The organism is Chelatococcus sp. GCM10030263 (genome assembly GCF_042666455.1).
In the GTDB taxonomy this organism is placed as follows: domain Bacteria; phylum Pseudomonadota; class Alphaproteobacteria; order Rhizobiales; family Beijerinckiaceae; genus Chelatococcus.
In genome coordinates this window covers 486,636-509,917 of the sequence record NZ_JBHTDB010000016.1, presented here as the reverse complement: position 1 = coordinate 509,917, position 23,282 = coordinate 486,636, and the positions used below count along the sequence as shown (strand labels likewise).

The following is a 23,282-nucleotide window of genomic DNA, read 5'->3' as shown; positions in this document are numbered from 1 at the left end:
GGAGCGCTTTTCCCCATTCGAGGAAAGGCAAAAATGCTCCAGGCCGTTATTCGGCCCCGGCCGGAGGGCTAGCCGGCCGGCACTGGCGCGCCATGCCGGCGAGGCGCTGGCGGTCTTCCGGCGACAGCGCATTGGCCGCCACCTTGCCCCAGAGGCCAAGCTGCGCGACGCCGTCGCCGACACAGCCGCAATAGCGCGCGCAGGTTGCGGCATCCGTTCCGCCGTTTTGGCAGGTCGCCTCGCAGCTGCGCAGGAAGGGGGCCGTGCGCACCGGCTGGACCACCTGCACGAAGACCCAGAGCGCGCCGAGCAGCACGAGCTGATGCGTCAGATAGACGAGGAGGCTATGTCGCCCGGCGAGCGTGAGGCCGCGTCCGAGGACGCCGGGAACTCGCCATGTGAGCCAGGCCGGCAGGGCAGGGCGACCTAGCACGATCTGCGCCAGCGCCATGCCGAGGAGCACGCAGCCGAACCACGGAAACAGCGGTACATAATCGTTCGTCTCCGGCACCTCGGTCGCGAGGCCGAGCCACAACAAGGCCGGCGCGTTGAAGAAGGGGCTTGCCGCGACGAGGGGAAGGGCGAGCGCCACGGCCGCCGCCGCGAGCGTGATGATCCAGGGCAGGCGCAGGAAGAAAAGGCCGAGGACGCTTGCCAGCGCGATCTCGTGCAGAATGCCGAAGAAGATGAAGCTCTCCGGAAAAAGGAAATAGGTGCCGACGGTCACCGCGGCGGCGGCAGCGACGAGGATCGCCAGCCGCCGCAGGAAAGAGCGTCGGTTGATGCCATTGGCATGGGCGAGCACGAGGCTGACACCCACGAGAGCAAGAAAGCTCCCGGCGATCAGATGCGCGTAGATCCGCCAGGCCGGATGCGCCGCGATATCCGTTTCGATAAGACCGTAGAAGCTGAGGTCCCAAGCGAAGTGGTAGCTGATCATGGCGAGGAGGGCGATGCCGCGTGCCGCATCGATCAGCGGGATGCGCGGCAGCGACTGGACAGTCGGAAGGCTCGCTGAAGGGGAAAGAGAAGTCGCCACGATTCACCTTCGACTGTTGTTGGCTCGCCCGGCGTCACCCCAGCTTACGTCAGTCTGGCTGACGTAAAGAGTGCTGTCGAACACCATCTTCATGCGTGGTCATGGCGCCTCGCATAAGGCATAATGATCCTCACTGCCACGATCTCCTCGAAGCGACCCTCTGTCTATGTTTGGAGGGGCGGGGAGGTCTGTTCGCTTGCGTGACGAACGGGGACGAGGAACCGATGGACGAGGCTTATCTGGAACGGATTCGGCGGTGCGGCGTCGTTCCGGTCGTGACCGTTCCCGATGTCGAAGCTGCCGTGCCGCTTGCCCAAGCGCTGCAGGAAGGGGGAATCGATGTCATCGAGCTCACCCTGCGCACAGCCGCCGGCGCCAAGGCCGTCGAGGCCGTCGCGCGCCATTGCCCGGATGTGCTCGTCATCGCCGGTACGCTGACGCGGCCGGAGCATTTCGCGGCGGTTCGCGACGCTGGTGCGGCGCTCGCGGTCAGCCCCGGTTTCGGCGAAAACCTGCATGAGGCGGCTGAAAAGGCGGGCTTGCCGTGGCTGCCGGGCGTTGCCACTGCCTCCGAGCTGATGCGTGCGCTCGGCGTCGGCCGTTCCCGCGTCAAGTTCTTTCCGGCCGAACTCGCAGGCGGTGTGAAGATGCTGAAGGCGCTTGCGGGCCCCTTCCCGGAGGCGCGCTTTTGCCCCACCGGTGGGGTCGATACGGACAATCTGAAAGATTACCTGACTTTGCCGCAGGTTATCTGCGTGGGCGGTTCATGGCTCGTGCCGCTAAAGGCTGTCACTGAGCGCAACTGGGGCTTCATTCGCGACGAGGCGGGCAAGGCTCGCAATCTCGTGGACACTCTGCGTGGCACCTGAGACACACTGGACTTGCGTGTTAACAATCGGAATTGCAACGATAAGTTGCGGATTCAGGCTTGTTTTTCCGTTTTTGGCAGTCATAAGATCTTAAGGGAAGCCCATCGGGGAGCCCGCGAACGCATCCCTTTCTGACTTTGCCGCCTTGGACGCGATGTTATTCTCCGTCTCGTAAATTAACATTGTGATTCGGCTGGTGGTTCAATGTCCAACGAATTTGACTCAAGCTTTCTCGGCCCAAAGGCAGGGCAAGAGAAAGCAGACGAGGCTGTTTCCGGCCTAACCCAGGCGGATGAGGGTGCGGTAGAACGCTCTCTCGATCTCGTCGAGGTGGTCGGGCGCATAAAATGGTTCGATGTTGCCAAGGGCTTCGGCTTCATCGTACCGGATAACGGCATGCCGGACGTTCTTCTGCACGTCTCGTGCCTGAGGCGGGACGGTTACGAAACGGCCAATGAAGGTGCCCGGGTTGTCTGCGAAGCGATGCAGCGCGCCCGTGGATTGCAGGCCTTCCGCATCGTCTCCATGGATGACTCGTCAGCCGTGCATCCTTCGGAACTGCCGGCGCGCACGCGTGTCACGGTCGTTCCGACGAGCGGGCTGGAGAAGGTGGAGGTCAAGTGGTTCAACCGCCTGAGAGGCTTCGGCTTCGTCACGCGCGGGGAGGGCACGCCCGACATCTTCGTCCATATGGAGACGCTGCGGCGCTTCGGGTTGACGGAGCTCAAGCCCGGTCAGTCCGTGCTTGTGCGCTTCGGCAACGGACCGAAAGGTCTGATGGCAGCCGAAGTTCGGCCGCTCGATGGCGGCACGACACCATCGTCGCACTGACGCCATCCTGAAGCCGGATCGAACTCGACTTTTTTTGTTGATTGCATTTAGACAATTTGCCTCAGCCTGGTTCCGGCCATCGGAACCAGCTTTTTTCTGTCCGGCCGGTCAGGCCGGCCCGATCCTTCAGCCGATCTGCACCGATCACGGGGTGGTGCGTGCTGATCACTTGATCGGCGCATCCGACTGCGCGATGACTTGGCGCACGGGTCGGCGGTAGACCCATCGATGAGGCAGCCATGGTCATGTTGACGGGATTTGCGGCGGCGTTTCGGTTTCTGATCGTCACAGCCCTGCTGGCGCCGCTGGTGTGGCTTCCTCCCAGCGCGTCACCGTTCGGGGCGCACGCCGCAAAGGCGGAGGGCAAGACGCCAGCCGGCCTCGAGCAACTGACTATCGTTACCGCGACGGGACGGCATGTCTTCATGGTGGAGGTGATGCGAACGGATGCCGAGCGCGGCCGTGGCCTGATGGAGCGGCGCTATCTGCCGGCCGACCGCGGCATGCTCTTCGACTTCAAGGCCGTGCAGCCGGTGTCCATGTGGATGCACAACACCTATCTGTCGCTGGACATGCTGTTCGTTCGCCCCGATGGCACGATCGCACGCATCGAGGACAATACCGAGCCTCTGTCCGACCGCATCATTCCATCCGGCGAGCCGGTCTTGGCCGTTCTCGAGGTGAATGCGGGCACAGCCGCGAAGATCGGCGCCAAGCCGGGCGATCGCATCGAAAATCCGATGTTCGATCGCTGATTCCGGCTGGCCGCCTGGAGCGTTTTGCATTGTCGGATGGCGACAAGAGCTCGGCGTTCTGGCTCGTTGCGTTGCTTTAACGCGAGCCGGCATCCACTTCACTCGAGGCGCTCTAATCCGCCCCGGCAGTCTCCGCCCCTGCGACAGGGGCAATCCGCGAAGCGGCGCTCAGGCTCTCGCCGGCGGTTGCGGCTCAATACTCAATCGATCAGGCGGCCTTCAGCACGCAGTCCTGCGGGTTCAAGCCGAAGCGTTCGGCGAGATGCCAGCGCAGTTCACGCGAGGAGCCGTAGGCATAGCTGCGGTCGATGAGGTGGCTGAGGTCCGTCTTCTCGTCGGCGCCTTGCGCCCAGAGCTTGTGAACCGTGAAGGCGTGATCGGCGCGACGACTGACGACGCGCCGTGGTGCATAAATGAAGTTCATAGTCTTTGTCCTTGTTATTGGGTCGATCGACCGATTGGAGCGGGAAGTCCGGATAGCTCCGGACCGCCCAATTGCGAGCCGTCTTACTGCGCCTGCAGATTGACGGCGGCTTCCTTGCCGGTGCGTCGGTCGGCTTCGACCTCGTAGGAGACCTTCTGGCCTTCAACGAGCCCGAGAAGACCCGAGCGCTGCACGGCGGAGATATGGACGAACACGTCCTTGCCGCCGTTGTCGGGCTGAATGAAGCCGTAGCCCTTCTGGTCGTTGAACCATTTTACCGTGCCAGTCGCCATGGAGTGTCCTTTCGGTCGGCTTTAGAACATGGGTAAGCGGGGCAGCTATACATGCTGCCTGTGCAGTTTCGTCGATTTGGAGAGGTAGTCTGAAGGTGCCTCCGGCCCGGCACAGCAAGGCGGCGCATCCATTCGGCCCTAACATCCGGCCAATCTCGATGCCTTGAATGTAAGCGGGATTTCACGCTCTGGCAAGATGGCGGCGAAAAGGCACGTTCCAAGCGCGAGCACCGATCATTCGGGCGCGCAACCGCGAACCATTTTCTATCCAGGGCGTTGCTGCTCCATCAGACAGGTGAGGGCGCATGCCCTCGCCGGGAAGCTTTGATGGAGGAAAGCATGAGAAACGCCCATATGGTCGCCCTTGCCCTGTCGAGTAGCGTCCTCTTTGCCGGTTCCGCCGCCTATGCCGGTCCATGTACGACCGAGATCGACCGCCTCGCCCAGGTCCTGTCGAGCAAGGATGCGGGTTCCGGGCCGACGAAGGGCGCGCAGGCCGCGAATATGTCGTCGCAAGCGAGAGCCGACGAGGAAGCCAAGGCGGCAGGAGCTCAAGGCAGCCCCGGGCGGGCGGCAGCTCCGTCAGCAGGGACCCGCGCCACGTCTCCTCAAGACGTCCGCCGCCAAACGGAGGGAACCGGCGGGGAGAATCTCACGACCGGCTCTGTCGGCTCCAGCCCGATGGATGCGAGCGCAAGTCTCGATCGCGCGCGCCAGCTTGACCGTTCTGGACAAGAAACGGCCTGCATGGACGCCGTGAACGAAGCCAAGCGGCAACTCGGCACGTCTCGATAGGCGGCATCCGTCCTGAGATGTGAAAGCGGGGTGCGTGGACAGGACTGGGCTGGCGCTATGATCGGGCCCGCCGATCCACGCAACCGAAGGCTAGCTGTTGGCGACCCCGGCAGGATTCGAACCTGCGACCCGCAGCTTAGAAGGCTGCTGCTCTATCCAACTGAGCTACGGGGCCTTACGCGCCAGTGACCCTGGATGCCGTCAATGGGTCCAAGGCAGGACGCGGTTGAACTTGAAATTATCGGAATAGGCGATTGATCGCCGCTTGGCTGATTTTGGCTCTTCCACGCGATAGCTGATGCCGTGCTTGTCGGCATAGGCGACCGCTTCCTCACGCGTATCGAACCAGAGCCCAACTTGCTGGCGCGTGTCGGTGGAGCTCGTCCAGCCCATCAGCGGTTCGATCTCGCGCGCGTTTTCGGCATCGAACTCCAGGCACCAACGCCGGGTCTTCGCCAAGCCCGACTGCATGGCGGTCCGGGAGGGCTTGTAGATGCGTGCGCTCATGCTCCGGCTTCCCGACCTGTCGATTTCCCTGACGCGCTCTCCGGCTTACCCGACGACACGCGGACCGTCGACGAGACCTGGTCGGGGCAGCAGGATTCGAACCTGCGACCCTCTGCTCCCAAAGCAGATGCGCTACCAGACTGCGCTATGCCCCGATCATGCTCACGTCGCTGATTTCCTTAGAAAACTAACAGTCTAAAGGCAAGTCCGGAATTGCGCCGATGCGCATATGGCGGACGCACCGCCGCTATCCCGGACGAGCAGTTCCGGACAAAACCGCTGCCATATCCATGGAATGTCCTGCGGCCCAGGGGCAGACCGTAAGCGGAGCCGGCTCGCCACCTTTTGCACTGGAGATCAGCGAGACATGAGTCCCGCTGATGCTCGTCGACTTGCCGACCGGCAAGACGGCCTCAGACACCTCGACCCGCCGCCAGCGACGGGCAGTCCCTTGAGGCTCCCCTGGTCGCGCAGCAGGCCGCGCTCCGACTATTGCGCCGGCGGAGAAGCTGCCGGAGGCGCTGATGTAGATGCCGGCGGCGAATTCGGAGCGGCGCCCGTTGCCGGTGTTTCAGCAGTTCGAGGATAGAAGGCCCAGAGGGCAATGAGGACCACGACTACTGCAGCGATGACGTACCAGATCGTACGATTGTTCATGCGTCTCCTCCTGATCTTCCCCGGCCCGTCTTGGACTATCCAGGGTGCTGAGCCATCGATGAACCTGCCGCTAGAACAGCGGACGGCTACGATAACGCTGTTGGTCAACTCATGAGCTTCGATATTCGTTCCGGATCGGGGTACCTACCCTCATGGGGCGGGACCGAAGCCGCGAACCTCCGCACACAGACCGAATCTCGCTCGATCCCTAAAGATAGTGAGAAAGCTTTGAGCAAAGGTTTATCCGGTGGGGTGCCCGTCCAGAATGAACTCGATGCCGTTGCGCTGGCCCGCAGCCAGCGCGCGCGCGATATCCGGCGGTCCGGATGGCGGCAGTTCCGTCGTGTCGGGAGGAAGCGGATCGCCCGCTTCACTGAAAAAGGCATCATGGATGTGCCCTGGTGAATTGATCACCAGCAACCTGCCATTGTCCCGGCCGATATTCTTGAACGCGTGGACGGCCCCTCTCGGGATCTTCACGAAAGTCCCTGCGCCTCCGGTCTTTGTCTCGCCCCCGACCATGAACTCAAAGGTGCCTTCGAGGATATAGAAGGCTTCGTCGTCTGCCGCGTGACGATTGGGCGGGGCGCCATGGCCGGGAGGGAAAGTGCCCTCCATCAGGGAATAGCTGGAATCACCATCGCTGCCACGCACCAGAAAGCGCAGCAGGTTCCCGAGTACGTTGTATGTGTTGGTCATACCGGCAGACATGGTGCTTCTCCCGCGGTCGGGCGCTGGCGCGCCACCCTCGGAAAGGTATCATGGCCGAGACGGGCCATAAACAGGACACGCTACCGATATGTCTTTACAGTCCCGCTCCGCCCGCCGGGAGAGCGGGGCGAAAGTCGACCACTTGTCGAAGGCCGGACCAGATCATTCTGAGAACGCGGACATCGAATTCGCACGTGCCTCCGCAACCATGGGCCGTTCAGTTGCGGAGAAACATGTCTCAATGATCCGGGTCTGCGGACGACAAGGAAAGCCCGGCTGTGTCCTTCCGTCGGGGGCGAAGGTCGACACAGCCGGGCCGGAGTTCGCTCGTAAGCGAACTCGCTATGGGTAATAAAAAGACATAGTTTTTTGCTGAGATCAAGTTGCGGTCGCGACCTGCGGCCGGCGGGTCGCGCCGATCCCCGTGCTGCTCGTTCATATCGGCCGGCAGGCGAACGGCTTCGATCCGCCGAGCCGACGGTAGACGCGCGGGCTCACGCCCATGACGCGCCGGAAGCGGCGGTTGAATTCGGAGAGGTCGCCGAAGCCGCTGTCATAGGCAATCGTCGCGATGGGTTCCGCGGTTTGGCGTAGGCGCACAGCTGCCCGCTCGAGCCGGAGCGTGAGTAGATACTGCCGCGGCGTCATGCCGACCACGCTTCGGAAGCTGCGCAGGAAATGATAGGGGCTCATGGCCACGCTCCGGGCGAGGTCGGCCAGGCCGAGGGACTCCTCTATTTGCGCCTCGATCCGGCGCACCGCATCGCTGATGCGCCGTTCGTCCCGCCGGCTGGGTGCAGCAGCCGGCCCGGTCTCCGCGAGCAAGGCGACGGCGGCGCCGGCAAAGGTGAGGGCGATTTCCTCGAGGGCCGCGGCGTCGCCGGTCGCGGCCTCGGCCGCGGCAATGAGCGGCATGAGTCTGTCCGAGGGCGGTAGGCGGGGCACCCCGAAGGTGGAGTGCCGCACGCCCGGGAGCGCTGCGACGACGCCTTCGAGATAGTCCGGTGTATATTGGAAGGACAGGCAACGGTCGCCAACGCCGTGCTCATGGCCGCATTCGAAGCAGGTTCCCGCATCGCCGAGGAGTACGGCGCCGGGCGTGAGCACGGCCCGGCCGACCGAGGAGCGATACTGGAAGGTCCCGCGGGTCACAGCGGCGATGGAAACCCCTTCGTGGCATTCTTCGAACGGACGGTCCTGCGGTCCGGCAGTGCAGACGACATCGTAGACCCGCCATCCGGGGCCCCGGGCCAGCTGATGCGATGTCATCGTCATGGCGTGACAATAGCAATTTTCCCCAAGTCCTGCCGAGCCCCGATCGATAGTCAGTCCGCTATCAGATCGCGGAGCGTGCCATGACACAGCCTATTGCTACCTTCATCGACTTGCTCCATTGCGCCGGTCCGGCGCAGGACCGTGCTGAGAAGATGGGCCTCTACGGGTGGCTCGTCGGTGCCTGGTCCATGGACGCCACCGTCATCCTCAAGGACGGCCGCAAGCATTCCGGCCAAGGCGAGATCCGCTTCGGCTGGGTGCTCGAAGGGCGCGCCATCCAGGACGTTTGGATCCTGCCCGGCGTGTTCTACGGCACGACACTCAGGGTCTATGATCCCGGCCTAGACGCCTGGCACATCCTGTGGAGCGATCCTGTCCGGCAATATTACTCCCGGCAGATCGGCCGTGCCGACGGCGCCGACATCGTGCAGCGCGGCAAGACGGAGGACGGATCGGATATCCGCTGGAGCTTCCGGGACATCAGGCCGGATGCCTTTCGCTGGCTCGGCGAACGCTCGGATGACGGCGGCGCGAACTGGCGGCTCGAGGCCGAATTCCACGCCCGTCGCCTTGCATGATCGTTTGTCTTCATCCAGCCGGCGACGCTGCTCTTTCGGCAGTCGCCGGCGCCCCTAACAGCATGAGGAGAGTTCGATGCTCGATCACGTGTCCATCGGCGTCGGTGACATCGGTCGTACCAAGCGCTTCTACGATGCGGCGCTCGCACCGCTCGGCTATGCCTGCCTCAGCGAAGGTGCGGATTCGCTCGGCTATGGCAAGGACGCGGTCTTCTACTGGATCTCGGCGGTGGAGCGGCCGGTCGCGGCCGACGACAAGTCCGGCCTTCACATCTGCTTCAAAGCGCCGACCCGCGCCAGCGTCGACGCCTTTCACGCGGCGGCGCTGGCGGCAGGCGGGCGCGACAACGGCGCGCCGGGACTTCGGCCGGATTACGGTCCGAACTATTACGCCGCCTTCGCCGTCGATCCCGATGGCTATCGTCTCGAGGCCTATTGCGGCGAGGCGGCATAGCCATCGCCAGTGAACGCGACGACGAGCGCGAGAAAACTGGCCACGGCAATCACGGCGCGCGCCACATGGGACAGCTCCCATTGGTTGCGCGCCGCGATCCAATCGCGATCCGCCTCAGAGGCCCCGGCGAGGGCGAAGAAGGTGGCGCCCGGACCCACAAGGCCTTCATCCCGAAGCCAGAAGCGGTTCACGGGATGGGTAACGAGCCAATAAATGGCATGCACCGCGATGAGGCCGACGAGCGCAGCGGCCGTGAGCCAGAAAGCCGTGCTCCCGAAAGGCGTGAAGACCAGCAGCACACCGGTCGCAACGGCGGCGCCGATCTCGCCAAGCAGACCACCGATCGTGAAGCCGGGATAGTAGATCGTCTGGACGGCCGCATAGCTGTCCTTCGGCAGACGCAGCTTCCCCGGATATTCGAGCGCATGCGCCAGTGACAGGCCCATGCCGACGGCGACCAGCAGAATGCTCGCCACCTGGAGGATCTGATACATGGTTCGCTCCCTTTCGCCGCGCCACGGGAGGACGTTTGCGCGGCTTTCCCCCAGCCTGCGCGATGACGCCCGGTCATGTCCATGCGCCTATGCACCTCGTCCTTTTAGTTGACTAGGAAATTAAATGAGGTAGTTTCCTTGTCAATTAAAAGGGCCTGCCATGCCGTCGATCCCGCCCGTTTCGGACCTGACCGCACATCTCGGCTTCTGGCTGCGCATGGTCTCCAACCACATTTCCCACGCCTTCGCATCCAAGCTGGCTCGCAAGGAAGTGACCGTCGCGGAATGGTGCCTTTTGCGCGCGCTCTACGGCAGACAGCCGATGCCCCCGAGCCGGCTCGCGGACGAGATGGGTATGACACGGGGAGCGATCACCAAGCTCGCTGACAGACTGATCGCCAAGTCGCTGATCACACGCCAAGCCAGTGCTGACGACGGCCGCGCTCAGACGCTCGCCCTGACGGATCGCGGCCTCGACCTCGTGCCCGATCTCGCCGCGCTCGCCGACCGCAACGATGCGGAATTCTTCGAATGCCTCACGGGGGATGAACGGGCAACCCTGGAACGGCTCCTGAAGCGCTTGGCTGAGGGCGGCCGCATGACTGCAATCCCGATCGAATGAACGCGGTCTACCGATGATACGGATACGGAGAAGCCCATATGAATGATCAACAGAAAGCAGCGGCCCAGGCCTGCCTGGAAGGGGCCGAGGGCAATTTGATGACCTGCCCTCAGATCGTCGGAATGCTGATGCAAGCCGGGTTCGAAGGCTACGCGATCGACTTCCGGCGGGCGACCGCGACCTACTATCTGCCCGATGGGGAGGGCATCGAGTTGCCGGCCCACCGGATCGACGCTCCCGTCGCACCAACCTTCGATACAACCCTGATGCAGGCAGCGATCAAAGAAGCGCAGCAGCAGGTCCCCGGCTACACTTATAAGGGCTTCTGCAGAAAGGCCGCATTGGCTGGATGTGCCAGCTACATCGTGTCGTTCTCCGGTCGCCGGGCTCTTTATATCGGCCGCACCGCTGAGACCCACGTCGAGAACTTTCCCCATCAATAGCAGCGACGATCGTTCTCTCGAGAAGCCGGGCGGAAACTGCTGATTCCCAAGGATTGTCCGCGCGGACACGCGGCCTGCGGATTGAAGACAAGGCCAGGGGTCGGGGCGGCCCGGTAACCATGCTGCCGCCCTCGCATAGGCATGGTGATCAGCCTCTGTTATGAAATCGCTGGATCGGGGAAGGGGCTGATATGAAACAGGTTCTGACGGCATTCGCCATGGCCGGACTCTTGGCTGGTCTCTTGGCTGGCTGCGCCTTGACGCCGCCGCGCACGCCGATGCAGGCGGCAACGGACTATTGCCTCAACAATTACGGCGGCAAGTTCCTGCCGATGGCCGAATGCCTGCAGCGCCAGGAAGATGCCATGAACGGCAATGGCTTGACGCAGCCGCCGACCTCCTCGCCGAAGGCGCGGTAAGGGCGAGCCTGCGATCTCGTGAGAGTGAACGGCTTTACGTTGATCTTGCGGCCAAGGAAGAGTTTTAGCGCGCCGTCAGGTCCTGCGGCGCATCGCGGAATATGACGGCCGTCCCTTTCTCGACCATTCCGGCAAGATCTTCCACATCCCAATTGGTCAAGCGCACACAGCCGTTCGAATAGGCGCGGCCGATGTTGCGCGGCTCCGGCGTGCCATGAATGCCGTAGGTTTCCGCAGTGAGGTCGACCCATACTGAGCCGACGGGATTGTTCGGCCCTTTGGCGATCGTGAAAGCCTCCTTCGCCTTGACGCCGCGGAAGGCGAAGTCGGGATTATAGGTATAGGTCGGGTTATGGACGACGCGGTTCACCGCAAAGGCACCGCTCGGCGCGGGCTTCTCGTCGCTGCCGATCGAGGCTGGGTAGACGGCGATGAGCCCGCCGTCCTGGCCGAAGACGCGCAGGCTGCGCTCGGCCTTGTCCACCTCCACCGAGGCGGCCTTTTCTGGGATTGCCGGGCGCGCGACATTCGCCACGATGATGTCAGTGTCGGCACGATCGAAGCGCTTGCCGGGGTTCAAAGCACGCAGAAGACGCTCGTCCATGTGGAAACGTTCGGCGAGCCGCTCGAGCGCGTTCCGGTAGCCGAGCCGCTTGAGGCGGGCCATGGCTTCCATCTTGGCCGGGATCCTGCGCGTAAACGGACCCTTCACGTCGTCGCGCGTCAGCCTGTAGGGCATCAAAGCGGGGGCGGGGGAGGTCGCGGCAAGCCGGTCCCAGGTCTGCGGGTCGAGTTTGCCGTCCGGCATGAGCTCATTGGCGCGCTCAAAAGCGGCGATCGCCTTGTCCAGGTTCTCGCCGCCGCGGCCGTCGATGACACCAGGGGAGAAGCGGGCGCGGTCGAGCAGGATCTGGGCGCGCACCAGGGCCGGATCGATGCCCTTCACCGCCCGCGTGGGGAATTGCGCGTCATTGACAGCCTTCAGATCGAGCTTCGCCGCCTCTGCATGGCCGAGAGGCACAGCGAGGGCGACCAAGACGATTGAGATGAATAGCCGCCGCATTGGCCGGCTCCAGACCTGTTACGCGACTAACAAGTGTCGGCAGGGCCTTGTGGTTCCGGCGATGGACGGGTCGGCCACTCAAGAGCATCGGCGCGGGCAGGAGCGATCTACGCCGGGATGAGACCTTGCGCGTGACCTGTTTGCGGAATCGGATCCCCCTGCGATACCTAATACTTGAGGCGATCGGCCGGTTTGGGAACTATGGCACGCCGGCGGAATTAATCTGGAGCCCGAACCGGTGGCTCTGGAGTAGTGCCATGAAGGCAACTAACCTGATCACGCTCATTCTCATCATTATCGGCGGCTTGAACTGGGGGCTCGTCGGGCTTTTCCAATTCGACCTCGTCGCAGCGATCTTCGGCGGCCAAGGCGCGGCCGTCTCGCGCCTCATCTACGTTCTCGTCGGTCTCTCCGCCCTTTGGCAGCTCATACCCCTGTCTCGGGCCTTCTCGACGGATGAGCCGCTCGCCGAACGCGCGCATTGAGTGTCCGCGGCGCGCGGAAACGCGCGCCGCTTTCGTGCCTCCCCAGGGGAGGCTCCGCGGATCGTGAGAGCCAGACGGCTCACGCGAAGGTTGGCCGCGGCTCGAAGCCCTATGGCCCTCGTTCGGCGATTTGGCCGATAGTGCCTTCTTGGCTGTTCGTGTCGTCATGGAGGGCGAGCGTCATCTGCTGCGCCAACTCCTCGGCCCCGTCCGGCAGCCGTTTCATGACGGTCGATGTGGGGACGAAGCCCAAGGCCCGATAAAGGCCGATGGCCGCTGCATTGCCCGGACGAACCGATAGGGAAAGCGTGCGCAGACCGAGTTGTTGCCGCGCGAAGGCGATGGCGAGCAGAGCTGCTTCGCGCCCATAGCGGCGCCCACGGAAGAGGGGATCGCCGATCAGGAACCGGCCGAATTCACCCTTGCGCGCCTGCCAATCGATCCTGGAGATCGAGACCGTCCCGATCGGCAGGCCGTCCTTTACTGTGATGGCAAAGTAGAGGTCGGTCGGATCGAGCGCATATTGCGCGAACCACTCTGTCTGAGAGGCGAGGGTGAAGGCCGGCCGGCTGAAGAAGCCGCGGTGGATCTCTGGATCGTTGCGCCAGGCGACCAGAAGCGGCAAATGCCGCTCGGCCAGCGAAACGAGATCGATCCGCTCGCCGGGGAAGACGATCGAATGCTTGGGCTGCAGCCGCATCGCCCCGTCCGTCATGCCGGACGTGATTTCTTCGACCACCGCAAATTCCAGCGCCACCGTTCGGCTGCCGCTGCCAATTCGGGAGCGAGGTCTTCGCCTTGGCCGACAGCAATGGCCGAGCCTTCCGGCGGATACGGCAAACCATTGCGCATTCGCACCTTGTCCGCCTCATCGAACTCGGGGAAGGGAAGCTTCTGCTCGTCGCGCCAGGCCTGGACCCGACGCTCCGCGCCGGCACGCCGCTCGGCATCGATAGGCGTGTCCTCAGCGTGGTACTCGATCTGCGACGGGAAGGCGAACTGGGTGCCGGCCTCGTCCATGATGGCCATGATGCGCAGGAGGATGTCTTCGCGGACGGCCGTGAACTCGCTGAAGTCCCGCGTCAGGACGTAGCTGAAAATCTCCACGTCGAGCGAATATTCGCCAAAGCCGATAAAGCGCACCCGGCAGGGCTCGTCGGCGACCCGAGGATGGCCAATGAAGAGCTTGCGCAGCTCGGCAATGACATAGCGCAGCTGATCGGCCGTGGTTTCGTAGCGCAGCTGAAGCTTGGTCGTGAAACAGATGCGGTCGCGACGTGTGAAGTTCTCGAGCTGCATATTGGCGAACTCGGAATTCGGCACGGAGATGACCGTGCGATCGACCGAGCGCACCCGGGTCGAGCGCATGCCGATGTATTCGACGGTGCCGAGCTTGTCGCCGAAGCGGCAGAAGTCTCCGACGCTGATCGGCCGGTCCGCATAGAGCGTAAGGCCGGACAGAAAGTTCTGCAGCGTGGGCTGGGCCGCGAGTGCCACGGCAAGGCCGCCGATGCCGAGACCGGCGATTACGCCCTGATACGGAATGGCGAGGACCTCGGCGAGGAGAAGAAAGGCAGCGATGATGATCGCCACCCGGATCGCTCCGGAGGTCAGCGAAATCAGCGTCTCGTGATAACCTGGCGAGACCCACCGCCGCCGATAGCTCTCCGCGACCACCCCGATGAGATGCCAGGCGAGGGGAACCGAGCCGACGACAACGCACACCCAGGCGGCCGCCTGCACCGGCGTCGCGACGATATCGGGCAATCCGAGCAACCGCAGCGCCGCGAGCAGGAAGAGGCCGAGGGATATCGCCCGAACCGACCAGGCCAACACGCGCTCGAGCACCGCCTCTGGTTGGCGGATCGCTGTCCGCCGGCCCTGGCGGACAAAGCCAAAGATGAGACCACTGATGAGAAAGCCGAAACCGAGCCCAACCAGACAGGCGAAGACGAGCAGCAGCCATTGCCAGCGCTCCAGCGGCCCGGCGCGGGCGAGCAGTTCCGGATTGATGCTCTGCGCGGCATTGCGGGTCTCGAAGTAAAGATCGGTCGTCTGCCTCTCGGCGAGCTCTGGGGCGACCGGCATCTCTTCGACATCGGCATAGAGCGCACGGATACTGGCGAGCGTGTCCGGCGTGAACTGCCAGATCACGCCGTCCTTCGTCTCTACGGGAGCAACGACGATCTTCCCCGATGGATGCTCGAAATGGACGTAAGGTGCCCTGCTGTTCGGATCGTCCGGGATTTCCTGCCAGTAGACGTAGCCGACGCGATCGAGAACCTTCTTGATATAGCGGGCGAGAAGGTCGGCCTCGTCGCTTTTGACGACGGAGCTCAGTTCCCGCATGTCGAGAGCCGTATAGGCCGTGCTGCGGCCCTGCTCGTCCATGAAGCCGCCGAGCAGAATCTTGAAGCTGTCGCGGGGGCTCCGGAGTTTGCGGGGATCTAGAACCGTGTCCGGCGGCTCGCTGCGCGCCTGCAGAAGCTCGTCGCGCTTGGACTGCAAGGCGGCCAGCGGCGGCCCCACGATGAACCAGCGGCCGTCCTTGCGCCGGAAAGTGACATCGAAGGTAATGCGGCTGCCGAACTGCCCGAGCGTCGCCGTGACCTGGTCGCCATCGATCCCGTCGTGCGGCAGGCTCCAAAGCCGGAAGGTCAGTTTGTCGACGACGGCGTAGAATTGCCGGGTGTAGTCGATGAGATTGACGCCGCCACGATCGGCTCGCGTCACATCGAGGAGGGCGGCGGCTTTTCCGGTCAGGTCGGTGGAGCCGGTCTCGTCCCGCTGGATGTTGTCGGCGCCGCTCTCGTTCATGGCCTCCAGGAAGGAGCGCATGGTCGTCATCGGGCTCGACTGGTCGACCGGCACGGCCTGGTAGCGCGCCGCGTCGACGCGTATACCGGTCCACCACTCCGACGATGTCGAAAAGCGGCCCATGAAGCTGTGGCCATCGGGTCCTTGAACGAACAGAAATTCGCCCGACCGCCCATCCTCGGTCCACCGACCCTTCAGCTCGTCGCCCTCGACGGTTCCCTCGACGCGCCCGTTATAGAGCGGGTAGCTGCCGGTGACCTGCGTGCCGTTCTGTTCGAGAATGAGCTGCGCGCCGCCGTCGCGCCATTTCGTGTCCCATGTTCCCGACCAATTGGCGATCGCCTGGCCATAGGCTGGACCGAGCAAGAGCATCAGGATGGTGAAAACGGCGGCGATTGGGCCGGCAATAGAGCGCCCCGGCCGACCCTGGCATGAGTGACCGGCCCGCACCGAGATCGCAATCGTCTTGGCACTGATCGACATCCACAGGCCCCTTGCATGGCAAGATGATCCTGAACCCGGCCCAAGGTGGAGTCAAAGGTAAAGGGCCAGCCGCTTTAGCGGACGGTAAATGACGCAAAGGGTTACGGGGGAGCCGATCGCCTGGATGGAGGCGATCGGAGAGCTCGGGACGACGTCGAACCGATCCGAGAATTATCGGACGCGCCGGCTCTGCTCGACCGGTGCCGTCGGGCCTCGCGCTGGACGCTGCGAACATGCGAACGGAATGAAGCTATTCGCCGATCACCGGTCCAGTTCGGCCGCGGCGAATTCCGCGATCTGTAGGTCGATCGCCGCCATAGGATCGTCGTCGCTCAGATACCAGGCTGCCGACAGACCGGTCCAGGCGAGGATCCAGCGCAGAAGGCGCTGGCGCTCCAAACCTGCAGCCTCAGCCACGATGTTCAGCCGCCTCGCGAACCGGCCTGGCCGCGTTGCGACGGGGCAGGTGGGGTCGGCCAGATCCGGGTTGGTGAAGATATTGGCGTAATCGAAGCCACGCTCGCCGATGAGACGCTTGGGATCGATCGCCAGCCAGCCGCGCTCGCCGAAGTCGAGCACATTGTCGTGGTGCAGATCGCCATGCAGCACGCCTACTTCGCGCGGCTCGGCCAGCAGAGCCCGAGCGGTATCGAGGCAGCGAGGGAGAATTCCACCATAGTTCGCGGCGGCCGGCTCCAGCTCCCGAAACCATTCGGCCAAGGGAATCAAGGCGGGGAGCGGCTTGTTCCTGGGCGCATGCAGGCGAGCCGCCGTCGCGCAGAGGATGCGGCAGGCTTCATCGTCGCGGTCTGCGCGCGCCATGGCGGAGAGGGAGGCCGCGCCACAGGCGCGTTCCAGCAGGAGGGCATCGTCATCGCGGGCGAGAACCCGTGCGGCGCCGTCTCCATCCCACCACTCCATCAGCACGCCGCCCTGCCGCTCGTCCTCCTCGAAGGACAGCTTGAGCATGGCGGGTTCGCCCTTGCGCAACACCGGGAGCAAACGGGCGGCTGGCGTCGCGATCGGGTCCCCGTCGGGAACGAGGTCCCAGCGAAGCAGGTGATAGTCGAACATTGAGCGGGATTTACGCAAATTCCAGGTCTTGATTTCGGCTGTGTCGCTGCGCAGTGAAAAAACAACCTTTAGGTTGCGATCTCATAGTCTACGGAAATGGACGGTATGTTGAGCGCCCACGCATTTAGCACGTAGACTCGGCAGCTGCAGCCTCGTGCGACCTTCTTCCGGCGGGATTGACGGCGGACAAAAAACGACCTATCTCCGGGGCACCACAGGGCCTGATCAATGTGCCTTCGGTCGGATCAACGCGACCGACTAAAGGTCAGTGAGATCAGGAGATTCGGTGGGGGATAGTTTAACGGTAGAACTGCGGACTCTGACTCCGTTAGTCCTGGTTCGAATCCAGGTCCCCCAGCCACCGCGCCGCACTTGTGACGTTGGCGACCACAGCTTCCCATTGCACGCACGGCATATGCGACCTTCAGGTGGGCGACTTAGCCGTCGGTGGAGGCGGAAGGTTCCGCGGAAGCCATCTCCTGGAAGACATAGTTGCCACAGCCCTCCGGGCGTCTTGCAGACTGTCGGTCTACATCTTCGCGTCAAGAGGATGAGCGGGAGAGCGCTCGATGGGCCGCCCCCGGATCGACGGATCTCGGGGGATGCCGAGAGCGAAGATCCGGGAGCGTAGAGCACGGCCCCCCAAGGCCTCGCCCCGCTGCAGAGTGGGCTCAGCTCGGGCTTCGGTCAAATCACAAACATAAAATCATGGGACACTTTGCCCGGCCGCAGTCCGCTTGGGATCGAAGTGGCCATCATGCGTGAACCCGCAGCGACACCATGGCTGCGCATTGCGATTCACGGCGTTCTGTCAGCCTCGGTTGTCGCATGGACAGGGTAAGAGTATTATGAGCCGATCGTCGCCGTGGTCGGGCATGTGGCCGCCGGCCGATGGGATCATGCCCGCGCCATTGCGGCCCTCGAACCCCTGTTCGGGAGTGGCGCCATGACGATACGCAATCCGGTCGAGTGGAGCCTCTGGCAGCTCAACCAGACCATGCATGCGGCCGGAACGGTCGGAACCTCGCTCTACCACGATGACGATGCGGAGCTCGCCCAGAGCATTCCCATCAGCCGCATCGGCATGCGCGATCTACGCGAAGCGCTCGCCCGCGGTCTCGACGATTTCCTTAGCAATCGTTCGGACATCATTTTCGTCGCGCTGATCTATCCGCTCGCGGGCATCGTGCTGAGCCAGATCGCTGTCGGCTATTCCATGCTGCCGATCATTTTTCCGCTCGCCTCGGGCTTTGCCCTCATCGGTCCCTTTGCGGCGACCGGGCTCTACGAGATGAGCCGCCGGCGCGAGCGCGGCGAGACCATCACCTGGGTGGAGGCCTTCGGCGTCTTCCGATCGCCCGCCTTCGGATCGATCGTCCTGCTCGGCGTGATCGTGATCGCTTTTTTCCTGCTGTGGCTTCTCACCGCCATGTGGATTTACGACCTCACGCTCGGCCCTGATTATCCGACGTCGTTCAGCACCTTCCTGCACGAAGTCCTCACGACGCCGGCCGGTTGGGCGCTGGTCGCGATCGGCAGCGGTGTCGGTTTCATCTTTGCGCTCCTGGCGCTCGCGGCGACCAGCATTTCGTTTCCGCTTCTGCTCGATCGTAACGTGGGCGTGATGGCGGCGATCAACGCCTCCGTCCGCGCCTTTTTGCGCAATCCGCTGCCGATGCTCGCATGGGGCGCGATCGTCACCCTGGCGCTGATTCTCGGCTCCCTGCCGCTGCTCGTCGGGCTCGTGGTGGTCATGCCCGTTCTGGGGCACGCCACCTGGCATCTCTACCGGCGGATTACGGGCTCCGACAGGCCGAACATGGGCAACGTGCCGGAAGCGTCATAGGAAGGCCGCTTGCAGCAATAGCGTTGTGGCTCCAGCAGCCCACGGGCTCGTGAAAGCGAGCGGGTTGTTCGATGGGGCTGATGCGCCGGTTGGCTTTCAAAGGCGGCTGCGGCCGCCCGCCACCAGCCGGCATTCCCCGTCCGGCCCATACCATCCGTCTTGGAAAGGTTCGGGCCCTAAGCGGCAAACTTCACACCGCGCCCTTGCCGTTGCCCGCTTACTGTTCTGGTCACGCTGCACCTGAAGGCGTAAAAGGCCCGGGAGAGGAGAAAACCTTGACCCGGATCGCCTATGTCAACGGAGACTTCGTGCCGCTCGATGAGGCGCGCATATCCATCCTGGATCGCGGCTTCCTCTTTGCGGACGGCATCTATGAGGTGAGCGCCGTCATCGACGGCGAGCTCATCGACAATGCCCTGCATATGGCACGGCTGAAGCGCTCGGTCGCCGAGATCGCGCTCGAGTTGCCGGTCACGCTCGAGCGCGTCGAGGAGATCCAGCGGGAGCTCATCCGCCGCAACGCGCTCGTAGAGGGCGTCGTTTATCTGCAGGTGACGCGCGGCGCAGCCGACCGGGATTTCACCTTTCCGAAGGACGCGACACCTACGCTCGTCCTGTTCACCCAGGCGAAGAACCTCACGGCCTCGCCCTTCGGTCTCAACGGTCTTGCCGTCATAACCGTCCCGGATCTGCGCTGGGCACGGCGCGACATCAAGAGCGTCGGCCTGCTCGCCCAGGTGCTCGCCAAACAGGCGGCCGCTGCGGCCGGGTGCCAGGAAGCCTGGATGATCGAGGACGGACTGGTGACGGAGGGCGGCTCCTCAACCGCCCATATCGTGACGCGGAACGGCGCGATCGTCAGCCGCGGCCATTCGCATGCGACTTTGCCGGGCTGCACGCATCTCGCGCTGCGCCAGCTCGCGGCCGAAGAGGACATCCGGATCCTGGAGCGACCATTCAGCCTCGATGAGGCGCATGACGCGGCAGAGGCTTTTCTCACGAGCGCCGGCAGCTTTGTCACCCCCGTCATCGCGATCGATGGCCGGCCGGTGGGGACGGGCAAGCCCGGCCCGCTCACCTTGAGGCTGCGCGAACTCTACATCGCCCACGCACGCGCTACAGCGACATAGGGGTTATCACCTCCCGCGAATGGGGAGGGGACGCTGCCCACGCCTCCGTGTTCGACCCGGAGGAGATTGCCGGGGCCTCTGGTTTCAGCCATCGTTATATCCTAATAGATATTTCGGTTAACTGAGCGGGAGGGTCCCCATGGCGAGCTTGGAGCGGTTGTCGGTGGGCAAACTGGCAGGAGCGGCCCGAGCGCTCCTATTCGCGATTTGCGCTGTCGCCGTCGCGGGGCCTTCATTGGCGGCCGAACCGAAGGCCGTCACCGTCTTCGCCGCCGCCAGCCTGAAAGACGCGCTCGATGCCGTCGGCGCGCAGTGGCAGCGCGATACGGGCAAACGCGTGGTGATGTCCTATGCCGCGAGCTCGGCGATCGCCCGCCAGATCGAGGCCGGTGCACCTGCCGATCTCTTCATCTCCGCCGATCTCGATTGGATGGACTATCTCGCAAAGAAGGGCCTCATCGCCGAGAAAAGCCGCGTCACGCTGCTCGGCAACCGGCTCGTGATCGTCGCCGCGAAGGATTCGACGACGAGCCTCGCCATCGCGCCCGGCTTCGACCTCGCCGGCGCGCTCGCGGGCGGCCGCCTCGCCATGGGCGATGTCGCGGCCGTGCCGGCCGGCAAATACGGCAAGGCGGCGCTCGAGACCCTCGGCGTCTGGCCGTCGGTCGAGGGCAAGATCGCCCAGGCTGAAAACGTGCGCGCCGCGCTGCTCCTCGTCTCGCGCGGCGAGGCGCCGCTCGGCATCGTTTATGCAACCGATGCCGCCGCTGACGCGAATGTCAGGGTCGTCGGCACCTTCCCTGAGGATTCGCATCCACGCATTCTCTACCCGGCGGCGCTGGTGAAAGGCTCGGACAATCAGGATGCGGCCCAGTTTCTCGATTACCTGAAGTCGCCGGCCGCTCGACCGCTCTTCGAGCGCCAAGGCTTCACGGTTTTATCCGCCCCCACGACCCATTAGAAGCGGCGGGTGGCCGCGAGTCGGTCATGAGGTTGTCCTCGGCGCAACGGTAGGTCGCCATGAACTGGTTAGACTTGAGCCCCGCGGAATGGACGGCGGTCCACCTCAGCCTCAAGGTGGCGTTCTGGGCCATGCTGGCGAGCCTGCCCTTCGGCATTCTTTTCGCGCTTCTCCTGGCCCGCGGCCGGTTCTGGGGACATGCGCTCCTCAATGGCCTCGTGCATTTGCCGCTCGTGCTGCCGCCGGTGGTCACCGGCTTCGTGCTGCTCCTCGTCTTCGGCCGGCGGGCGCCGGTCGGCGCCTTTCTCGCCGATCATTTCGGCATCGTCTTTTCCTTCCGCTGGACCGGCGCGGCGCTTGCCTCCGCGGTCATGGCCTTTCCGCTGATGGTGCGGGCGATCCGCTTGTCGATCGAGGCCGTCGACCGAAGGCTCGAAGTGGCGGCGGGAACCCTCGGTGCCCATCCGGTCTGGGTTTTCGTCACCGTGACCCTGCCGCTGGTCATGCCGGGCATCATCGCCGGCATGGTCATCGCCTTCGCCAAGGCCATGGGGGAATTCGGCGCCACCATCACCTTCGTCTCGAATATTCCCGGCGAGACCCAGACGCTCGCCGCGGCGATCTATACCTTCACGCAGGTGCCCGGCGGCGATGCAGGAGCCCTGCGCCTCACGCTCGTCTCCGTCGTCATCGCCATGGCCGCACTTCTCGTCTCGGAGCTCATGGCGCGCAGCGTCAGCCGACGGATTGCCGCCGGATGACCATCGCCGTCGACGTCGCCCATGCCTTCGGCCGTTTCCGGCTTACCGCGCGATTCGAAGGCGAGGGAGGCGTCACGGCTCTCTTCGGCCGCTCCGGTTCCGGCAAGACGTCGCTCGTCAATATCATCGCGGGGCTGCTGCGCCCGGAGCATGGCCGCGTCGTCGTCGACGGCGTCACCCTGGTTGATACCAAGCGCCGAATCTTCGTGCCACCGCACCGCCGCCGCCTCGGCTATGTCTTTCAAGAAGCCCGGCTTTTCCCGCATCTGACGGTCCGCCAGAATCTCCTTTACGGCCGGTTCTTCACGCCGGCGGCGGAGCGACCGGCCATCGCGCCGGTCATCGAGATGCTCGGCATCGGCCATTTGCTCGATCGCCGGCCGGCCGGCCTCTCCGGTGGCGAAAAGCAGCGCGTGGCGATCGGCCGTGCGCTGCTCGCCGGCCCCCGGCTGTTGTTGATGGACGAGCCGCTCGCCTCCCTGGACGAGGCGCGCAAGGGCGAGATCCTCCCCTATATCGAGCGCTTGCGCGACGAGATGCGGCTGCCGATCGTCTATGTCAGCCATTCGCTCACGGAGGTGGCGCGGCTCGCCACCACCCTGGTCGTCATGAACAACGGCCAGGTCGAGGCGGCAGGCCCGACCGCCGACGTGATGCAGCGGCTCGATCTCGCCCCGGTCGCCGATCCCGACGACGCGGGTGCGGTGATCGAAACCAGCGTGGTTGCGCATGACATAGCCTTCGCGCTGACGCGCCTCGCGAGCCCGGCGGGCGATCTCCTCGTGCCGCAGGTGGCGCTTCCGCTCGGCGCGCCTTTGCGCGTGCATATTCGTGCCCGCGACGTGATGCTGTCGACCCGCCCGCCCGAGGGACTGAGCGCGCTCAATGTCATTCGCGGCACGATCGCCGAGATCGGGCCGGCCGGCGGCGCTTCCGTCGAAATCCGCCTCGACTGCAACGGCATCGCGCTTCTTGCGCGCCTCACCCGTCGCTCGGTGGAAACGCTGGCGCTCGTGCCGGGCGCGAGCCTGTTCGCTGTGATCAAGGCGGTTTCATTCGACCGGCAGGGGCTCGCCAGGGGCGAAGCCAGCGATCACTGAGCAGAGGCGTCGGCGCTGAGCGAGGCAACGAGCACGTCGAGGTGATCGGCGGCGGCGCGATGCGCCTCCTTCTCCATGAGGCGATAGCGCTCCACGATCTCCACGCCGAACTCTGTCAGCGCGGCGCCTCCGCCGCGGGTGCCGCCGTGCTGGGTTGCGACCACCGGCGCGCGGAAAGCCCGGTTCAGGCTGTCGACGAGCAACCAGGCGCGGCGATAGGACATACCCATCGCGCGGCCTGCCGCCGAGATCGAGCCTGTCTCGCCGATCAGTTCCATGAGCCGGATCTTGCCGGGGCCGAGCGCCCCGTGGGCGCCGAGATCGACGCGGATGGTGAGGCGGCCGGTCGGGCCGGCATTGCCGGTCCGCATGGTCACGCCACGCGACAGGGCTGGG

The 23,282-nt window shown here is 64.2% G+C and carries 27 protein-coding genes and 3 tRNA genes; 16 read left to right on the top strand and 14 right to left on the bottom strand.

Annotated elements, in window-relative coordinates; all coding sequences use genetic code 11:
- Window positions 1-46: 46 nt before the first annotated feature.
- Window positions 47-1,039, bottom strand: a complete 993-nt coding sequence (locus ACFQU1_RS24725) for a heparan-alpha-glucosaminide N-acetyltransferase (protein ID WP_378137801.1) — start codon at window positions 1,037-1,039, stop codon at window positions 47-49.
- A gap of 224 nt (window positions 1,040-1,263) precedes the next feature.
- On the opposite strand from ACFQU1_RS24725, the gene eda reads away from it, so the two are divergent.
- From eda to ACFQU1_RS24710, 3 genes are all read left to right on the top strand, one after another.
- Window positions 1,264-1,908: a bifunctional 4-hydroxy-2-oxoglutarate aldolase/2-dehydro-3-deoxy-phosphogluconate aldolase gene (eda, locus tag ACFQU1_RS24720; protein WP_378137799.1), complete on the top strand. Its 645-nt coding sequence runs from the start codon at window positions 1,264-1,266 to the stop codon at window positions 1,906-1,908.
- 204 nt (window positions 1,909-2,112) lie between these two features.
- Window positions 2,113-2,739, top strand: a complete 627-nt coding sequence (locus ACFQU1_RS24715; RefSeq protein ID WP_378137797.1) for a cold-shock protein — start codon at window positions 2,113-2,115, stop codon at window positions 2,737-2,739.
- 239 nt (window positions 2,740-2,978) lie between these two features.
- Window positions 2,979-3,494 carry a DUF192 domain-containing protein gene (locus tag ACFQU1_RS24710; protein ID WP_378137795.1) on the top strand — a complete coding sequence of 172 codons (516 nt, stop codon included), beginning with the start codon at window positions 2,979-2,981 and terminating at the stop codon, window positions 3,492-3,494.
- A 208-nt stretch (window positions 3,495-3,702) separates the two neighbouring features.
- On the opposite strand, the gene ACFQU1_RS24705 is transcribed toward ACFQU1_RS24710, so the two are convergent.
- Together ACFQU1_RS24705 and ACFQU1_RS24700 are read right to left on the bottom strand one after the other, a co-directional pair.
- Window positions 3,703-3,918, bottom strand: a complete 216-nt coding sequence (locus tag ACFQU1_RS24705; RefSeq protein WP_378137793.1) for a hypothetical protein — start codon at window positions 3,916-3,918, stop codon at window positions 3,703-3,705.
- An 83-nt stretch (window positions 3,919-4,001) separates the two neighbouring features.
- On the bottom strand, window positions 4,002-4,211 hold the full coding sequence (locus tag ACFQU1_RS24700) for a cold-shock protein (RefSeq protein ID WP_378137791.1): 210 nt from the start codon (window positions 4,209-4,211) through the stop codon (window positions 4,002-4,004).
- A gap of 339 nt (window positions 4,212-4,550) precedes the next feature.
- On the opposite strand from ACFQU1_RS24700, the gene ACFQU1_RS24695 reads away from it, so the two are divergent.
- Window positions 4,551-5,006: a hypothetical protein gene (locus tag ACFQU1_RS24695; protein ID WP_378137789.1), complete on the top strand. Its 456-nt coding sequence runs from the start codon at window positions 4,551-4,553 to the stop codon at window positions 5,004-5,006.
- A gap of 98 nt (window positions 5,007-5,104) precedes the next feature.
- On the opposite strand, the gene ACFQU1_RS24690 is transcribed toward ACFQU1_RS24695, so the two are convergent.
- The 5 genes from ACFQU1_RS24690 to ACFQU1_RS24670 all read right to left on the bottom strand — a co-directional run bounded on the left by ACFQU1_RS24690 (window position 5,105) and on the right by ACFQU1_RS24670 (window position 8,150).
- A tRNA-Arg gene (locus tag ACFQU1_RS24690) sits at window positions 5,105-5,181 on the bottom strand.
- A gap of 26 nt (window positions 5,182-5,207) precedes the next feature.
- Window positions 5,208-5,513, bottom strand: a complete 306-nt coding sequence (locus ACFQU1_RS24685) for an ETC complex I subunit (protein WP_378137787.1) — start codon at window positions 5,511-5,513, stop codon at window positions 5,208-5,210.
- A gap of 78 nt (window positions 5,514-5,591) precedes the next feature.
- Window positions 5,592-5,668, bottom strand: a tRNA-Pro gene (locus tag ACFQU1_RS24680).
- A gap of 742 nt (window positions 5,669-6,410) precedes the next feature.
- Window positions 6,411-6,881, bottom strand: a complete 471-nt coding sequence (locus ACFQU1_RS24675) for a cupin domain-containing protein (protein ID WP_378137785.1) — start codon at window positions 6,879-6,881, stop codon at window positions 6,411-6,413.
- Between the two features lie 435 nt (window positions 6,882-7,316).
- Window positions 7,317-8,150, bottom strand: a complete 834-nt coding sequence (locus ACFQU1_RS24670) for a helix-turn-helix domain-containing protein (protein ID WP_378137783.1) — start codon at window positions 8,148-8,150, stop codon at window positions 7,317-7,319.
- 86 nt (window positions 8,151-8,236) lie between these two features.
- On the opposite strand from ACFQU1_RS24670, the gene ACFQU1_RS24665 reads away from it, so the two are divergent.
- Entirely contained in the window at window positions 8,237-8,734 is a 498-nt protein-coding gene (locus ACFQU1_RS24665; protein WP_378137781.1) for a hypothetical protein, read from the top strand.
- Between the two features lie 76 nt (window positions 8,735-8,810).
- Window positions 8,811-9,188, top strand: a complete 378-nt coding sequence (locus ACFQU1_RS24660) for a VOC family protein (protein WP_378137779.1) — start codon at window positions 8,811-8,813, stop codon at window positions 9,186-9,188.
- On the opposite strand, the gene ACFQU1_RS24655 is transcribed toward ACFQU1_RS24660, so the two are convergent.
- Complete coding sequence (locus ACFQU1_RS24655) at window positions 9,167-9,682, bottom strand: DUF1772 domain-containing protein (RefSeq protein ID WP_378137777.1); 516 nt, start codon at window positions 9,680-9,682, stop codon at window positions 9,167-9,169. The genes ACFQU1_RS24660 and ACFQU1_RS24655 overlap by 22 nt on opposite strands.
- Window positions 9,683-9,842: 160 nt before the next feature.
- Here ACFQU1_RS24655 and ACFQU1_RS24650 point away from each other — a divergent pair, with 160 nt between their 5' ends.
- From ACFQU1_RS24650 to ACFQU1_RS24640, 3 genes are all read left to right on the top strand, one after another.
- Window positions 9,843-10,304: a MarR family winged helix-turn-helix transcriptional regulator gene (locus ACFQU1_RS24650; protein WP_378137774.1), complete on the top strand. Its 462-nt coding sequence runs from the start codon at window positions 9,843-9,845 to the stop codon at window positions 10,302-10,304.
- A 38-nt stretch (window positions 10,305-10,342) separates the two neighbouring features.
- A complete protein-coding gene (locus tag ACFQU1_RS24645) occupies window positions 10,343-10,747 on the top strand; it encodes a DUF1398 domain-containing protein (RefSeq protein WP_378137772.1) in 405 nt (134 codons plus the stop codon).
- Window positions 10,748-10,938: 191 nt separating this feature from the next.
- Entirely contained in the window at window positions 10,939-11,166 is a 228-nt protein-coding gene (locus ACFQU1_RS24640; RefSeq protein ID WP_378137770.1) for a hypothetical protein, read from the top strand.
- A gap of 64 nt (window positions 11,167-11,230) precedes the next feature.
- Here ACFQU1_RS24640 and ACFQU1_RS24635 read toward each other — a convergent pair whose 3' ends face one another.
- Window positions 11,231-12,229 (bottom strand): L,D-transpeptidase, encoded by a 999-nt coding sequence (locus ACFQU1_RS24635; RefSeq protein WP_378137768.1) that lies wholly within the window; start codon window positions 12,227-12,229, stop codon window positions 11,231-11,233.
- A 257-nt stretch (window positions 12,230-12,486) separates the two neighbouring features.
- Between ACFQU1_RS24635 and ACFQU1_RS24630 the strand changes: the two genes are divergently transcribed.
- The gene (locus ACFQU1_RS24630) at window positions 12,487-12,714 is read left to right on the top strand and encodes a DUF378 domain-containing protein (RefSeq protein WP_378137766.1); all 228 of its coding nucleotides are present in this window, start codon (window positions 12,487-12,489) and stop codon (window positions 12,712-12,714) included.
- A 109-nt stretch (window positions 12,715-12,823) separates the two neighbouring features.
- Here ACFQU1_RS24630 and ACFQU1_RS24625 read toward each other — a convergent pair whose 3' ends face one another.
- The 3 genes from ACFQU1_RS24625 to ACFQU1_RS24615 all read right to left on the bottom strand — a co-directional run bounded on the left by ACFQU1_RS24625 (window position 12,824) and on the right by ACFQU1_RS24615 (window position 17,088).
- Complete coding sequence (locus ACFQU1_RS24625) at window positions 12,824-13,453, bottom strand: GNAT family N-acetyltransferase (RefSeq protein ID WP_378137764.1); 630 nt, start codon at window positions 13,451-13,453, stop codon at window positions 12,824-12,826.
- Window positions 13,426-16,014, bottom strand: a complete 2,589-nt coding sequence (locus ACFQU1_RS24620; RefSeq protein ID WP_378137762.1) for a mechanosensitive ion channel family protein — start codon at window positions 16,012-16,014, stop codon at window positions 13,426-13,428. The genes ACFQU1_RS24625 and ACFQU1_RS24620 overlap by 28 nt, the downstream gene beginning before the upstream one ends.
- 261 nt (window positions 16,015-16,275) lie before the next feature.
- Window positions 16,276-17,088: an aminoglycoside phosphotransferase family protein gene (locus tag ACFQU1_RS24615; RefSeq protein ID WP_378138360.1), complete on the bottom strand. Its 813-nt coding sequence runs from the start codon at window positions 17,086-17,088 to the stop codon at window positions 16,276-16,278.
- Between the two features lie 287 nt (window positions 17,089-17,375).
- On the opposite strand from ACFQU1_RS24615, the gene ACFQU1_RS24610 reads away from it, so the two are divergent.
- The 6 genes from ACFQU1_RS24610 to modC all read left to right on the top strand — a co-directional run bounded on the left by ACFQU1_RS24610 (window position 17,376) and on the right by modC (window position 22,886).
- Window positions 17,376-17,449, top strand: a tRNA-Gln gene (locus ACFQU1_RS24610).
- A gap of 585 nt (window positions 17,450-18,034) precedes the next feature.
- Window positions 18,035-18,934, top strand: a complete 900-nt coding sequence (locus ACFQU1_RS24605; RefSeq protein WP_378137760.1) for a DUF2189 domain-containing protein — start codon at window positions 18,035-18,037, stop codon at window positions 18,932-18,934.
- 275 nt (window positions 18,935-19,209) lie between these two features.
- The gene (locus ACFQU1_RS24600) at window positions 19,210-20,064 is read left to right on the top strand and encodes a D-amino-acid transaminase (RefSeq protein WP_378137758.1); all 855 of its coding nucleotides are present in this window, start codon (window positions 19,210-19,212) and stop codon (window positions 20,062-20,064) included.
- 139 nt (window positions 20,065-20,203) lie between these two features.
- Complete coding sequence (gene modA, locus ACFQU1_RS24595) at window positions 20,204-21,025, top strand: molybdate ABC transporter substrate-binding protein (RefSeq protein ID WP_378137756.1); 822 nt, start codon at window positions 20,204-20,206, stop codon at window positions 21,023-21,025.
- A gap of 59 nt (window positions 21,026-21,084) precedes the next feature.
- Complete coding sequence (modB, locus tag ACFQU1_RS24590; RefSeq protein WP_378137754.1) at window positions 21,085-21,786, top strand: molybdate ABC transporter permease subunit; 702 nt, start codon at window positions 21,085-21,087, stop codon at window positions 21,784-21,786.
- Window positions 21,783-22,886, top strand: a complete 1,104-nt coding sequence (modC, locus tag ACFQU1_RS24585) for a molybdenum ABC transporter ATP-binding protein (RefSeq protein ID WP_378137752.1) — start codon at window positions 21,783-21,785, stop codon at window positions 22,884-22,886. Before modB ends, modC begins: the two co-directional genes overlap by 4 nt.
- Here the strand turns inward: modC and ACFQU1_RS24580 are convergent.
- Window positions 22,880-23,173: a winged helix-turn-helix domain-containing protein gene (locus tag ACFQU1_RS24580; protein WP_378138358.1), complete on the bottom strand. Its 294-nt coding sequence runs from the start codon at window positions 23,171-23,173 to the stop codon at window positions 22,880-22,882. The genes modC and ACFQU1_RS24580 overlap by 7 nt on opposite strands.
- Window positions 23,174-23,282 lie beyond the last annotated feature (109 nt).